The following is a 13,759-nucleotide window of genomic DNA, read 5'->3' on the forward strand; positions in this document are numbered from 1 at the left end:
GACGTCTCCTGCGGTTCGGTTCGGCCCCTGTTCCCACGGTAGGCCCGCATCGACGCCGACGGAACAGGCGAGAATGGAAGACATGGCGCGCAACGAACTGGAGGTCGACGGACGCACGATCTCGCTGACCCATCTCGATCGCGTCCTCTACCCCGACACCGGCACCCGAAAGTACGACGTCATCGCGTACTACGTCGGGATCGCCGACGCGATCCTGCCCCACCTGGCGGCCCGCCCCGTCACTCGCAAACGCTGGCCGTCGGGGACGGGCACCGAACCGTTCTTCGAGAAGACCATGCCGGCCGGTGCACCGGACTGGATCCCGCGCTTCACCATTGCGCACTCCACCGAAGACAAGGTCTATCCCGTCGCGTCGAGCGCCGCAGTGTTGGTATGGATGGCGCAGATGGCCGCACTGGAACTTCATGTGCCGCAATGGCGGATCGACCTGTCGGAAGGCACCGGCGCGCGCCGCACCGCACGCCTGGTCCTGGACCTGGATCCAGGCCCGGACGTCCCCCTTTCCCAGTGCGCACAGGTGGCGCTCACCATCCGCGACGTGCTCGCCGACGCCGGCATCGAGTCGTGGCCGGTCACCAGCGGCGGCAAGGGCATCCACGTGTACGGTCGACTACCCGCGCCGGTCCGCAGCGACTCGGCGCGCGCCGTCGCCAAGGAGATCGCAACCTCTCTGGAGCGGGCCTATCCGGACGACGTCACCGCTTCGATGAGCAAGGCCGCCCGGCCGGGCAAGGTGTTCGTCGACTGGAGCCAGAACTCCTCGGCCAAGACGACGCTCAGCCCGTACTCGCTCCGCGGGCTCGAGCAGCCCTGGGCCGCGGCGCCGCGCAAGTGGTCCGAGCTCGCCGAAGCCGATCTTCGCCAGCTGCAGTATTCGGAGGTGCTGGAACGCTTCTCCGCTGCCGGTGACTTGCTGGCCGAGCTGGACGGACCGGCGCCGACGCTTCCGGAAGGCGTCGTCGACCTCGGTGAGTACCGCAGACACCGCCGGGCGGACGTCGACGACTCGGTTTCGACTCGCTCCGCTCGCTCAACCATCGAGCAGGGCACAGCGCCGATCTCCCCACCGAGCACAACCCAGCCCACTCCACCCACTCCCCCACCGAACACAACCCAGCCCACTCCCCCACCGAGCCCAAACCACGCCACCCGCGCAGGGAGCTCCACGCGTTCCGCCGGGGCAGACACCGAGCAGACTGTCTCCGCTCGATCGGCCGCCGGGGAGAACGGGACCGTGGTGCCGCTTCGGCCGATGCTCGCCGTCGACGAGTCGATCGAAGGACTCGAAGCGCACGACTGGGCGTTCGAGGGCAAATGGGACGGCTACCGGATTCTGGTGCGGTTCGCCGACGGGGATCTGCGCTTCCGGTCTCGGTCCGGCATCGACATGACCGCCGACTTCCCCGAGCTCGGCGTCCTGCGCGAGGCGCTGTCCGGACACTCGATCACGCTCGACGGCGAGGTGGTAGCCCTCGACGGAACCGGTCGCACCGACTTCACCCTCCTGGCCTCGCGCCGTCGCAGACCCGGGGAGTACCTCCTGCGCCTGTACCTCTTCGACCTTCTCGAGCTCGACGGGCACGACCTGTCGGCGCTGCCGTGGGAGCAGCGGCGAGCCCTGCTCGAGGAGCTGACGCCCTGGTTCGCCGCCACCCCGATAGTCCAGATTCCCGGCTTGCTCGACGGTCCCGGCGACCGCGCCGTCGCCGAGGCCAAGGCGCACGGGTGGGAGGGAGTGGTCGCCAAGCGGCGCTCGTCTCCCTACCGACCCGGATCCCGCAGTCCGGATTGGCGCAAACAGAAGAACTGGAACGACGTGGAAGTGGTGATCGGCGGATTCCGGATGGGCCGCGAGGGCAACGACCGGAATCTCGGCTCCGTTCTGGTCGGGTTGCCGGAGGAGACGGGACTGCGCTACATCGGCCGGGTCGGCACCGGCTGGACCCAAAGCCAGGCCGCGGACCTGCTCGCCGAGCTCCGCGACCTGGAGATCCGCATGTGCCCGTTTGTGGGCGGCGTCGACGCCCCGGTCGCCTCCAGCGCCACCTGGGTGCTCCCGAAGTTGGTCGCCGACGTCCGTTTCATGGACTGGACCTCCACCGGGCATCTGCGCCACCCGTCGTGGCGCGGCATCCGCCGCGACAAGCTCCCCGGCGACCTGTGAGGCCAGACACCGAGGGGCCAGTCATCGGCCTGAGCCCGATCAGCGGGGAGCGCTCGACGGAGCCGACGGCCCGACGGGCGAATCGGCGACGAAGTCCGTGACGAGCCATCTGCCGTTCTCCCAGACGAGGCTGATTCGGAACGGCGTGGACTGGGAGGTGCCCGCGGGGCTGAGCAGACTGGTCCCACTCACGTAGACCGTCGACTGCACCACGGCCGAACCGTCCCCGCATCCCGCGAGACGAGAGTCCATTCGGCTCACCTCACCGGTCACCGCGGCCTGTTCGAGAAACTTCTTGCTCGCCGGCCGTTCCTTCAGCGCCTCACGGAACTTCCCGGTCGACAGGCCCTCGAGTTCGGCGGTGTTCCGGTCGAAACTGCTCACGTTCATGTCGAGAGACAGCTCGGTGACCTTGTCGGCGACCGCGACCGCAGAATCGCACGGAGCCGCCGAAGACTCCTCGCGTGTGAGGAAGTAGGCCGCCACACCGCCTGCGGCCAAGAGAGCTGCCACAGCCGACACCACTGCCAGCACCACACGTGCCGAACGATTCGGCCCCGGCTGCGGCACCGGAGTCGGCGCCACAATCCGAGCCACAGCCTCGACTGTGTCGCTCACAGTCCCCGGCGTGGCCGGATCGCCTGTCATCGCCACGGCGAGGACCCCGTCGACCGCAGACGGCAACGACGGGTTGAGCGACGACGCCGGAAGCGGCCACACGGTACCGTCGGACTCTCGCCCGGTGAGCATCCGAGAGAGCAGCCGCGCGACTGCCCGACGGTCCTCCTCCGCGGAGGCGTCACGCCCAGAGATTCCGAAGTCGGCGACGACCACCCGGCCGGTGGTCCGCTCCAGCAACACGTCGCCCGGTGTCAGCTCACCGTGGACCAGGCCGCGCGAATGCGCGTAGTCCAGTCCCGCAGCGACACTCCGCGCGATACCGATCGCCTCGGCCGGCGCGAGCAGACCGCCGCGCTCGGCCAGCAGTCCCGCCAGGTCGGTGCCGTCGACGTACTGCATCGCGAACCAAGTCCGGCCGTCATCGCATTCGCCTGCGTCGATGATCTCGACGACGTTCGGGTGCCGCAGGTCGGCGGCGAACGCCGTCCCGCGGTCGCCGCCGCCTCGCCGCTGGGTCTCCGTAGTGTTCTGCCCGGCGCTCTCCTTGATCACCACCCGCCGGTCGAGGCGGCGATGCCTGGCCAGGTAGGCCGTCCCCTTCTCCCCGGAGCCGAGGACCTCCTCGATGACGTAACCGCCGATCCCGTCGCCCGGCTGCCTCATCGGATCCTCCGTCCTCGGCTCTGTCGGCTCGACCGCGGTACCCGGCCGCGCAACGACGGCGACGGTGACGGCCGAGACCGCGCGTCAACTCAGATGGTGCACCTCCTGCAGCCCGTACACCGGGGTGTCGATCCCTTCGTAGCGGGCCTTCAACTGCAGCGCCAGGTACAGCGAATAGTGGCGCGACTGGTGCAGGTTGCCCCCGTGGAACCACAGTCCCGGCTGCTGCGTGGGCTTCCACATGTTGCGCTGCTCGCCCTCCCACGGCCCGGGATCCTTGGTGGTGTCCGACCCGAGACCCCACACCTTGCCCACGCGATCGGCCACCTCCTGACCCATCAGATCGGCGGCCCAGCCGTTCATCGACCCGTAGCCGGTCGCGTAGACCACGACGTCGGCCGGCAGTTCGGTGCCGTCGGTCAGCACCACCGAGTCCTCGGTCAGGTGGTCCACGCCGCCCTTGGCCAGCTTGATGGTGCCGTCGGCCACCAGCTCGCAGGCGCCGACGTCGATGTAGTACCCCGATCCGCGGCGCAGGTACTTCATGAACAGGCCGGAGTCGTCGTCGCCGAAGTCCAGGTCGAAGCCGGCGGCTTCCAGTCGGTCGTAGAAGTCCTTGTCACGCTCGCGGATCTGGTCGTAGATCGGGATCTGAAACTGATGCATGATCCGGTAGGGCAGCGAGGCGAAGGTGAAGTCGGCCTTCTTGGTGGTCATGCCGTCGCGAACTGCCTGTTCGCTGTAGAGCGCGCCGAGACCTATCTCCATGAGCGAGTCCGACTTCACGATGTGGGTCGACGATCGCTGCACCATGGTCGTGTCCACCCCGCTCTCCACCAGGGCCTTGCAGATGTCGTGGGCGGAGTTGTTGGCACCGATCACGACGACCTTCTTGCCGACGTAACCGTCCGGGCCGGGATGGGCGCTGGAGTGATGCTGTTCGCCGCGGAACACGTCCTGTCCGGGGAACTCCGGCACATTGGCCTTACCGGACATCCCGGTGGCCAGCACCAGCTGCGTCGGATGCAGGGTCAGCTCCTCGCCGTCCCGCACCACGTGCACGGTCCAGCGGCCGGCTTCCTCGTCGTACGACGCCGAGGTGCACTCGGTCTTGGACCAGTACGGCACCTCCATCACCTTGGTGTAGAACTCCAGCCAGTCGCCGATCTTGTCCTTCGGCGCGAACACCGGCCAGTTCGCGGGGAACGGCAGATACGGGAGGTGGTCGTACCAGACCGGGTCGTGCAGGCAGAGCGACTTGTAGCGTTTGCGCCACTGGTCGCCGGGTCGCTCGTGCTTGTCGACGACGAGCGACGGCACGCCGAGTTGCCGCAGCCGCGCGCCGAGCGCGATGCCGCCCTGTCCGCCGCCGATCACCAGGACGTACGGCTGCACCGCACGGCCGAGCTCAGCCTCCTCATCCTCGCGGCGCTGTGCCCACGAGCGCTGGTCGGGGTCGGCGCCGTGGACCGCGCCGAGCGGGCGCTGGAATCCGCTCGGCTCTTCGTGACCCTTGAGCTCCTGAAGGGTGGTGAGGAGCGTCCAGCCCTGATCCTGGCCGTCCGGTCCGGGCTTCAGGCGCAGGTGCCCCTCACCGCGGCCGACTTCGGTCTCGAAGGCGATGAACGCCTCGGCGACGTCGTCGGTCTCGGTGGCCGGCTCGGTGCATCGCCACTTCGCAGGGGCAGTGCCGGCAAGACGGTCGGTCAGCATCGCGCCGATCTGATCGCGCCCTTCAGAGGTCTTGAGGTTCCAGGTGAACGCGACCAGGTCTCGCCAGTAGCTGTCGACGGCGAACAGTCCGGCGGCCGCCTCGACGTCGCGCGCCTCCAGAGCAGTGGAGAACGCGGCGAGCCAGGCGTCGACCCGCTCCTGCGCCGTCGGTGCGGCGGTGGTGGTCTCCGGTTCCAGGGTCTGAGTCATCACGGTCCTTCCTCTCGGGTGACGGGTGTCACACTCGATGTGACTCAGACCACCGCAGAGCCCCGCGGCGGGACAAGGGTTGCACCGGGTTGCAGGCGTCGTCGACGCGCCGAGCGCTTGACGCGGGCCGCGGCGGGAGGGATCGTCGATGTGACCGTTGACACACCGACGAGAGTTTCTCCGTGCCCCTGCCCACCGCCCCGGAACCGGCCATCGCCGCCGGCGAGGATCCGCGCGCCCACGCCGCGGTGCTGCACGCCGTGTACGACGCCTCGATGTCCGGGGGCAAGCCTCCGGCCCGTCCCCGCGCGGTGATCGGCGAGTCGTGGAGCCGGGTCCGGCAGGCCGGTCTTCAGCCGGATGCCGACACGGCCGAACCCGTCTTGGACACCGTCGACCTGGAAGAACGGCGCACCACGTCCGGGCTGAGCGAGTTCCTGGATCCGCTGATGCGGCACCTCGACACGCTCATCGTCGACGGCGAGAACATCCTGGTGGTCGCAGACGCCGGCGGACGGGTGCTGTGGCGCAACGGGGTCAACCGCGTCTTGCATCGCGCCGACCGACTCGGCTTCACCGAGGGTGCGTCGTGGGCCGAGCGCTCGGTGGGCACCAACGCTATCGGCACGGCGCTCGCCTCCGGGCGCGCCGTCCAGGTGTTCTCGGCCGAGCACTTCGTCCGCAGTCACCACGAATGGACGTGTGCCGGCGCCCCGATCCGCGATCCACGGACCGGCGGCATGCTGGGCGTGATCGACGTCAGCGGTCCGGCGGCGACGATCCACCCCACCACCCTGGCGCTGGTCGACACCGTCGCCAAGCTCGTCGAGTCCGGCCTGCGGGAAGCCCATCGCGCCCGGCTCGACGAACTTCGCGCCGTCGCCGCTCCTATTCTCGCGCGTTCGTCCGCGCCGGTGGTCGCCGTCGACTCCTTCGGCTGGGTCGCCGCCCTCGACGGCATCGATCCCCGGTCCCGGATCGCCATTCCCCGCACGCCGACGACCGGGCGGCACCATCTCACCGCACTCGGCGCGTGCGACCTCGAGCCGATACCCGGCGGCTGGCTCGTCCGCATCGCCGATCAGGGCGCCGACCCCGGGACGATCCGCGTCGATCTGGTCCGCGGACCACCCCCTACCGTGCGGGTGACCGGCGCCGGCGGAACCTGGGTGCACCACCCCTCACCGCGGCACGCGCAGGTCCTGGAACTGCTCGCGACCCACCCGGACGGTCTCAGCGCTGCGCAGCTCGCGGAGAAGCTGTTCGGGAACCCGGGGCAGCGCATCACCGCGCGCTCGGAGGTCTCCCGGCTGCGCAAGCACCTCGGCGGGCTCCTGGTCGCGAACCCGTATCGTTTCGCCGACGGGGTGACGGTCTCACTCGTCGCGGAGTGAGTCGCACTCCCCATCGATGATGTCGAGGGACACGGCCACGATCACCACCGCGCTATGGCCCTGCTCACCCGTACCCGGACTTACGCGCCGGTAGCATTCGTCAGGGACTAGCGTGAACTCGATCCGTGGATACGGGACGGGACGTCGAAGGGGCGCAACCGATGGTGGTCGTGGCGCAGATCAGCGATCTGCACTTCAACGGCTCTCGCGAACACCGCGACCGCGCCACCGGAGTGATGGACTATCTCAACGCCGCCCACACCGAGGGCAACACGGTGAGCGCGCTCCTGGTGACCGGTGACGTCGCCGATCAGGGCCTGGTCGACGAGTACACCGAAGCCGCCGCGACCCTGCTCACCGACATCCCGGTACTGACCCTCCTCGGCAACCACGACGACCGCGCCGCCTACACGCAGGTGCGCGACGGCGTCGCGTCGACCGCACCGGTCAACACGGCGCTGCGCGTCGAGACCGGAGACGCCGACCTGCTGGTCCTGGGCCTCGACTCGTCCATCCCCGGCCGCTCGGACGGCTATCTGGCCGACGAGACGCTGGAGTGGGCCCGTTCGCAGATCGCCGAGTCCGGCGACGCCGACGTGCTGCTCACCTGGCATCATCCGCCGGCACCCATCGGCATGCCTCGTATGGACGAACGTCGTCTCAACGAACCGCAGCGGGCCGCGGCGCTGCTCGCCGAGAATCCGAACGTGGTGGGGACCGTCGTCGGGCACGCCCACTCCCCGGCCGCGACGGTCTTTGCCGGACGCCCGCTGATCGTCGCACCGGGCGTGGCGTCGACGCTGAACCTTCCGTTCGAGGGCACCGAGTGGCTCAACGCCACCCAGGGCCCGGGAATCGCCTTCCACGTGATCCAGGACCACCGATTGACCACCCACTTCCGGGTGCTGTCGACCTGGTAGCGCCGATCCGCTGTGCACGCGAGATGCGCCTGGCGGGATCCCGTCAGCCGTTGCGCCGCTCGAACGCCTCCCGCACGGCCTTCGGGATGCGTCCCCGCGCCGGGACCTGGAGGCCCTGTTCCTCGGCCCAGGCGCGGATGTGTTTCGGCGAGGCCTCCGGCCCGGGGGCGATCGTCGCGAGGACGCCCTCGGTCCCCCGCCGCTGGCGCCATTCGTAGAGGGCAGCGCCGAGCCAGCGATAGGTCCACTCCTGCGCGAGTTTCCTGTTGTCGCAGAACACGATCGGGACCGACGGAAATCGGACCTGCGCCTCGGCGACGGCCTCCGCGAGAGCCGCGCCCTTCACGTGCTCCTGCTTGAAGACCGCACTGTACGGGGCCTCGACGACGACGGCTGCGCGGAACTCCCCACGCAGCTCGGCCAGTGCGTAGTCGAGCCGGCCCCCGAGGAGACCGCCCGCGAGGTCGGCGATGCTCTTGCGTTCGACGGCCGCGACGAGGCTATCGTCATCGAACACCGCGTAGTCGCCGACCGGAAGCTTCCGCTTGCTCGTGGAGGCCTGCTGGTGCCCGAAGCCATACGCGTACTTCTCGCCGGTGTCGACCACGATGCTCAGCACCTCGCCGTGGGCCCGGGCAGTCGGGACGGCGACCTGCGGACGCGCCTGCTTGGCGGTCTGCCGTGACTGCCAGAAAATCATCTCCCGTCCACGCCCGCGGGCGATCACGAACTGCGAGCGACTCTTCCGCGTCCGGTCCAGCACGAGGTCGATGGCTGCGCCGCGCCTGCTCACCCACCGCACCGGCACCGACTCGACGATCTCCGGCTCGTCGGGCCAGCCCTCCGCCCGATGACAGTAGACCTTCGTGGCACCCGGCCACGTATCCCGCGCCTTGAGGACGATCCCGTTGCGGCCCAACGGAATCAGCAGTATGTAGGGCAGCGTCGACCCCTCTTCGGGGTTCCTGGCGATAAGGAAGTCGTCTGGCATGCTCGCGCTCAGTGTCCGATGTCGAAGCGTCCCCACAGTATGCCGGTCGTGAACCCACCCGAGAACCCTGCCCCGCCACACCGGGTCAAGAACTCGACGACGGCTTACCGATTCATCTCCAGGCCGGCCAGCGCGGCGGCGAGGTAGTCGTCCTCGGCCTCGTTGCCGGGTAGGTCGAGCGCGGACCGGTAGGCGCGGGCCGCTGCAGCCGCATCGCCGAGCTCAGCCAGAGTCAGCGCCCGGGCGATGTGGAACGGGCGGAACCGCGCCAGTACCGGATCGGACTCCAGCGCCTCCAGCCGCCGTAGACCCACGTCGAGGCCGTACGCGCGACCGGCGGCGACGGCCGCCCCCAGCTGCACGACGGGTCCGGGTTCGACGGCCTCGAGCAGGCGGTAGAGAACCACGATCTGGGCCCAGTCGGTGTCGGCGGCCGTCGCGGCCTCGCCGTGCACCGCGGCGATCGCCGCCTGAATCGCATACGACGACGCGCCCGGCGTCCCCGCCGCGCGCTCGGCCAGCGCGAGTCCCTCTGCCAGTTCCCCGGCCCGCCAACGGCTCCGATCCTGGTCGGCCAGCGCGACCGGACGACCGTCGCCGTCGAGCCGGGCGGGTCGTCGTGCCTCGGTGAGCAGCAGTAATGCGAGCAGACCCGTGGTCTCGGCGCAGGGAAGCAGCTCGCGCAGCAGCCGGGCCAGCCGGATCGACTCGGCCGTCACGTCGTCGCGAACGTGCTCGGTCCCGGAGCTCCTGGCGTAGCCCTCCGAATAGAGCAGGTAGATCACCCGCAGGACGCCGGCCAGCCGGTCTGCGAGCTCGCCGGCCGGCGGGACGTCGAACCTCACGCCCAGAGTGGTGATCCTCTTCTTGGCCCGCACGATCCGTTGCTGTGCGGTCGGGACCGGGATCAGCAAGCCGCTGGCCACCTCGCCTGTGGTGAGACCGGCGACGAACCGCAGCGTCAGCGCGATGCGATCGGCGAGCCCCAGCACCGGGTGAGCGCACGCGAAGAACATCCCCAGCCGGTCGTCGGGCACCGATGTGCGCTCGCCGGCCAACTCCGAGGGGTCCGTGATCGGCCGGGCCTCCCGCTCGGCGAAGACCTGAAGTTCGGCGACCTTGGCGGCCAGCACCCGGTCGCGGCGGACCACGTCCAGCGCCTTGCGCTTGGCCGTGGTGGTCAGCCAGGCCTCCGGGGACGAGGGCACGCCCGTCTCCGGCCAGGTCCGCAACGCCTGGATCAGTGCCTCCTGCAGCGCGTCCTCGGCCAGATCGAGGTCGCCGAAGCGACCGGCGAGCACCGCCAGGAGGCGGCCTCTCGCCGCACGGTCGATGTTCCCGACCGCGCGGCGAGCCGCATCCTTCACCGGCTCAGTAGGGCGCGAGCGGACGGATCTCGACGTGCCCGCCGGGCGCCGACCCCGGACTCTTGCGCGCCCAGGCGATCGCCTCGTCGACGTCGGCGACCTCGATGATGTAGGTGCCGCCGACGAACTCGCGGACCTCGGCGAGTGGACCGGTCGACACCACCCGTTCCCCGTTCTCGTCGCTGTGGACCACCACCCCCTGGTCTGGGTCTTCCAGCGCGAACGAGCTCACCACGATCCCGGCCGCGGTGATCTCCTCGTCGAAGGCGAAGAACTCCTCCGGGCTGGCGCAGCCCGTCTCGTCGACCGCCGGGTCGTCGACGTGTCCCATCAGCAGCAGTGCGTACTTCATGATCTCTCCTGGTCCGAGTGTTCCGGTCGCCGAACAGGTTCGTCCGACACCATGGTGACGGACGGGCCCGGCCGAGATCGACAACCCGGCAGAAGGTTCTTCAGACCGGCCCCTGTCCGCGAACGACGACGGCCGCCCCGCGCGGGAAGCGCAGGGCGGCCGTAGCGGATATTCTCGATGGTCTCGATGGTCTCGATACGCCGGGTTCACTTCGTTCACCCGGCTACTCGACCACCAACTTCAGGCCCACGTCGCTCCCCCGGCTACTCGACCACCAACTTCGGGTCCGCTTCGTCCCCAGCGAACCGACCACCGGCGCCGGCTACAGGTGGGCGATGATGTCGTCCACGCGGTCCTTGGCGTCGCCGAAGAGCATCTGCGTGTTCTCGCGGAAGAACAGCGGGTTCTGCACACCGGCGTAACCCGCGGCCATCGACCGCTTGAACACGACGACGTCCTTGGCGTTCCAGACCTCGAGCACCGGCATGCCGGCGATCGGGGAGCCCGGATCTTCGGCCGCGGCCGGGTTGACCGTGTCGTTGGCGCCGATGACCAGAACGACGTCGGTGTCCGGGAAGTCGTCGTTGATCTCGTCGAGCTCCAGCACGATGTCGTACGGCAGCTTCGCCTCGGCCAGGAGCACGTTCATGTGCCCCGGCAGCCGCCCGGCGACCGGGTGGATGCCGAACCGCACGTCGATGCCTTTGGCACGCAGCTTCGCGGTCAGGTCCGCGACCGGGTACTGCGCCTGGGCGACGGCCATGCCGTAACCGGGGGCGATGACGACGGACTTGGCGGCGCTCAGCAGCTCCGCCGCGCCCTCGGCGTTGATCTCGCGGTGCTCGCCGTAATCGGTGTCGTCGGCCGGACCGGCCTCGATGCCGAAGCCTCCGGCGATCACCGAGATGAACGAGCGGTTCATCGCCTTGCACATGATGTAGCTCAGGTACGCACCCGACGAGCCGACCAGAGCGCCGGTGACGATCAGCAGATCGTTGCCGAGCAGGAAGCCCGAGGCCGCGGCGGCCCAACCGGAGTACGAGTTCAGCATGGACACGACCACCGGCATGTCGCCGCCGCCGATGGAAGCGACCAGGTGCCAGCCCAGGAACAGCGCCAGCGCGGTGATCACGGCGAGCAGCACGTAACCGGTGGTGTCGTCCTTGACGTCCCGTGCGACGTAGATGCCGGTCAGCACCACGAAAACGACCAGCGAGCCGACGTTGATGCCGTTCTTGCCGGGCAGCATCATCGGCGCGGACTTGATCTTCGCCGACAGCTTCAGGTTGGCGACGATCGAACCGGTGAAGGTGACCGCACCGATGAAGATGCCGATGGCGACCTCAGCGGCGTGGATGCCCACGAGCGCACCGTAGTCGGGGTCGGACGGCGAGGCGTGGACACCGTCGATGGCGCCGTTCCAGCCGATGAGGACCGCGGCCAGACCGACGAACGAGTGCAGCAGCGCGATGAGCTCGGGCATGCCGGTCATCTCGACGATCCGGGCGCGCCACAGACCGATCAGCGCGCCGATGACGATGGCGCCGATCAGCAGCCCCAGCGGAAGCCACCGATCGGTGAGCTCTGCCATGTCGTCGACCGACAGGGCGATGGTGGCGACCAGGGCGATCGCCATGCCGACGATGCCGTAGGTGAGGCCGCTCTTGGCGGTCTCGTGCTTGCTCAGTCCGGCCAGCGACAGGATGAACAGCAGCGAGGCGACGATGTACGCCGCGACGGTAACGGAAGTGATGGTCACGGTCATGCCCCCTTGCTGAACATCGACAGCATGCGACGGGTGACCGCGAAGCCACCGAAAACGTTGATCGACGCGACTAGGGTCGCGATCGTCGCCAGCACCAGCACGGTCGTGTTGTTGGTGGCGAGCTGCAGAATCGCGCCCACCACCACCACGCCGGAGATGGCATTGGTCACCGACATGAGCGGCGTGTGCAGCGCGTGCGCCACGTTGCCGATGACGTAGTAGCCGATCACGATCGCCAGCATCAGGACCGTGAAGTGCTGCGGGATGTCACCGGGCGCGAACGCGACCACGATGCCGTACAGGATGATCGCGGCCAGCGCGAGACCGACCTTCTTGCCGGGCGCCATCGGCGCCTTGGGCTCGGGCGCCGGCACCGGCGCGGCGGCCGCGGCCTTGGGCGCCGCGGACACCTGAACCGGGGGCGGGGGCCACATGCCTTCGCCGTCACGAGTCACGGTGATGCCGCGCTGCACCACGTCGTCCATGTCGAGCGTCAGGACGCCGTCTTTCTTCGGCGTGAGCAGCTTGAGCAGGTTGACGATGTTGGTGCCGTACAGCTGCGAGGTCTGCGCGGCCAGACGGCCGGCCAGATCGGTGTAGCCGAGGATCGTCACCCCGCCCGCGGTCACGACCTTCTCGCCGGCGACCGTGCCCGCGGCATTGCCGCCGTTGGCCGCCGCCATGTCGACGATGACCGCACCGTTGTGCATGCCGGCCACGGTCTCGGCGGAGATCAGCTTCGGCGCCGGGCGACCCGGGATCAGCGCGGTGGTGATGACGATGTCGGCGGCGCGCGCCTCCTCGTCGTACATCGCCGCGGTGGCGGCCTCCTGCTCGGCGGTCATCTCCTTGGCGTAGCCGTCGGAGGAGACCTCGGCCTCGAAATCGACCTGCACGAACTCCGCGCCCATCGACTCGACCTGCTCGGCCACCTCTGGACGCACGTCGAACGCACGAACCACGGCGCCCATGGCCGAAGCCGCACCGATCGCGGCCAGGCCGGCGACACCGGCGCCGACGACGAAGACGCGCGCGGGCGGGATCTTGCCGGCAGCGGTGACCTGGCCGGTGAACATGCGGCCGAACTCGTGGGCGGCCTCGACCACGGCGCGGTAGCCCGCGACGTTCGCCATCGACGACAGCACGTCCATCGACTGTGCCCGCGAGATGCGCGGCACGGCGTCCATGGCCAGCGCGGTGACGCCTGCCTGGCGCAGCTTCTCCACCAGCTCCGGATTGCGCGCCGGCGCCATCATCGAAATCAGGACGGCGCCGCGGCCCATCTTCGCGATCTCGTCGTCGGTCGGCGCGTTGACCTTGATCACCACGTCAGCGGCCCATACCGCGTCGGCGTTCCCGATGTCGGCACCGGCGTCGGCGAAGGCCTCGTCGGCCTGCTCGGCGCGCTCGCCGGCACCGGCTTCGATGATGACCTGATATCCGAGCTTCCGAAGCTGGTCGACCGTCTTCGCGGTCGCCGCGACGAGTGTCTCGCCTGGCTCCGATTCCCGGGGGATGCCGATCAGCATGTCACTGCCTCTCCCACACTCATATTCCTGTTCACCTGTAACTGATTGC

10 protein-coding genes are annotated in these 13,759 nt (G+C 69.2%); 3 read left to right on the forward strand and 7 right to left on the reverse strand.

All coding sequences use genetic code 11. From position 1 onward, the window contains the following. The first annotated feature begins 82 nt into the window (after positions 1–82). Positions 83–2,185 carry a non-homologous end-joining DNA ligase gene (gene ligD, locus C6V83_RS00850; protein ID WP_105943625.1) on the forward strand — a complete coding sequence of 701 codons (2,103 nt, stop codon included), beginning with the start codon at positions 83–85 and terminating at the stop codon, positions 2,183–2,185. Between the two features lie 39 nt (positions 2,186–2,224). On the opposite strand, the gene C6V83_RS00855 is transcribed toward ligD, so the two are convergent. Both C6V83_RS00855 and C6V83_RS00860 read right to left on the reverse strand, forming a co-directional pair. After that, entirely contained in the window at positions 2,225–3,469 is a 1,245-nt protein-coding gene (locus tag C6V83_RS00855; protein ID WP_105940798.1) for a serine/threonine-protein kinase, read from the reverse strand. An 84-nt stretch (positions 3,470–3,553) separates the two neighbouring features. Then, complete coding sequence (locus C6V83_RS00860; protein ID WP_105940799.1) at positions 3,554–5,392, reverse strand: flavin-containing monooxygenase; 1,839 nt, start codon at positions 5,390–5,392, stop codon at positions 3,554–3,556. Between the two features lie 182 nt (positions 5,393–5,574). On the opposite strand from C6V83_RS00860, the gene C6V83_RS00865 reads away from it, so the two are divergent. Both C6V83_RS00865 and C6V83_RS00870 read left to right on the forward strand, forming a co-directional pair. Next, positions 5,575–6,786, forward strand: a complete 1,212-nt coding sequence (locus tag C6V83_RS00865; RefSeq protein WP_105940800.1) for a helix-turn-helix domain-containing protein — start codon at positions 5,575–5,577, stop codon at positions 6,784–6,786. 161 nt (positions 6,787–6,947) lie between these two features. Then, entirely contained in the window at positions 6,948–7,706 is a 759-nt protein-coding gene (locus C6V83_RS00870; RefSeq protein ID WP_105940801.1) for a metallophosphoesterase, read from the forward strand. A 43-nt stretch (positions 7,707–7,749) separates the two neighbouring features. Here C6V83_RS00870 and C6V83_RS00875 read toward each other — a convergent pair whose 3' ends face one another. The 5 genes from C6V83_RS00875 to C6V83_RS00895 form a co-directional block, all read right to left on the reverse strand. Continuing rightward, positions 7,750–8,697: an ERCC4 domain-containing protein gene (locus C6V83_RS00875; protein ID WP_105940802.1), complete on the reverse strand. Its 948-nt coding sequence runs from the start codon at positions 8,695–8,697 to the stop codon at positions 7,750–7,752. A 104-nt stretch (positions 8,698–8,801) separates the two neighbouring features. Beyond that, the gene (locus C6V83_RS00880) at positions 8,802–10,064 is read right to left on the reverse strand and encodes an RNA polymerase sigma factor (RefSeq protein WP_105940803.1); all 1,263 of its coding nucleotides are present in this window, start codon (positions 10,062–10,064) and stop codon (positions 8,802–8,804) included. A gap of 4 nt (positions 10,065–10,068) precedes the next feature. Further along, positions 10,069–10,416, reverse strand: coding sequence for a YciI family protein (locus C6V83_RS00885; protein ID WP_105940804.1), 348 nt, complete (start codon positions 10,414–10,416; stop codon positions 10,069–10,071). Between the two features lie 322 nt (positions 10,417–10,738). Beyond that, on the reverse strand, positions 10,739–12,181 hold the full coding sequence (gene pntB / locus C6V83_RS00890; protein WP_105940805.1) for a Re/Si-specific NAD(P)(+) transhydrogenase subunit beta: 1,443 nt from the start codon (positions 12,179–12,181) through the stop codon (positions 10,739–10,741). After that, positions 12,178–13,710, reverse strand: a complete 1,533-nt coding sequence (locus C6V83_RS00895) for a Re/Si-specific NAD(P)(+) transhydrogenase subunit alpha (RefSeq protein WP_105940806.1) — start codon at positions 13,708–13,710, stop codon at positions 12,178–12,180. Before C6V83_RS00895 ends, pntB begins: the two co-directional genes overlap by 4 nt. Positions 13,711–13,759 lie beyond the last annotated feature (49 nt).

Origin of the sequence: Gordonia iterans (assembly GCF_002993285.1) — a bacterium.
In the GTDB taxonomy this organism is placed as follows: domain Bacteria; phylum Actinomycetota; class Actinomycetes; order Mycobacteriales; family Mycobacteriaceae; genus Gordonia; species Gordonia iterans.

Coding starts and splice junctions, on each gene's coding strand:
- C6V83_RS00895 (WP_105940806.1), bottom strand. CDS start 13,710: ATGCTGATCGGCATCCCCCGGGAATCGGAGCCAGGCGAGACACTCGTC.
- C6V83_RS00885 (WP_105940804.1), bottom strand. CDS start 10,416: ATGAAGTACGCACTGCTGCTGATGGGACACGTCGACGACCCGGCGGTC.
- C6V83_RS00855 (WP_105940798.1), bottom strand. CDS start 3,469: ATGAGGCAGCCGGGCGACGGGATCGGCGGTTACGTCATCGAGGAGGTC.
- pntB (WP_105940805.1), bottom strand. CDS start 12,181: ATGACCGTGACCATCACTTCCGTTACCGTCGCGGCGTACATCGTCGCC.
- C6V83_RS00860 (WP_105940799.1), bottom strand. CDS start 5,392: ATGACTCAGACCCTGGAACCGGAGACCACCACCGCCGCACCGACGGCG.
- ligD (WP_105943625.1), top strand. CDS start 83: ATGGCGCGCAACGAACTGGAGGTCGACGGACGCACGATCTCGCTGACC.
- C6V83_RS00870 (WP_105940801.1), top strand. CDS start 6,948: ATGGTGGTCGTGGCGCAGATCAGCGATCTGCACTTCAACGGCTCTCGC.
- C6V83_RS00875 (WP_105940802.1), bottom strand. CDS start 8,697: ATGCCAGACGACTTCCTTATCGCCAGGAACCCCGAAGAGGGGTCGACG.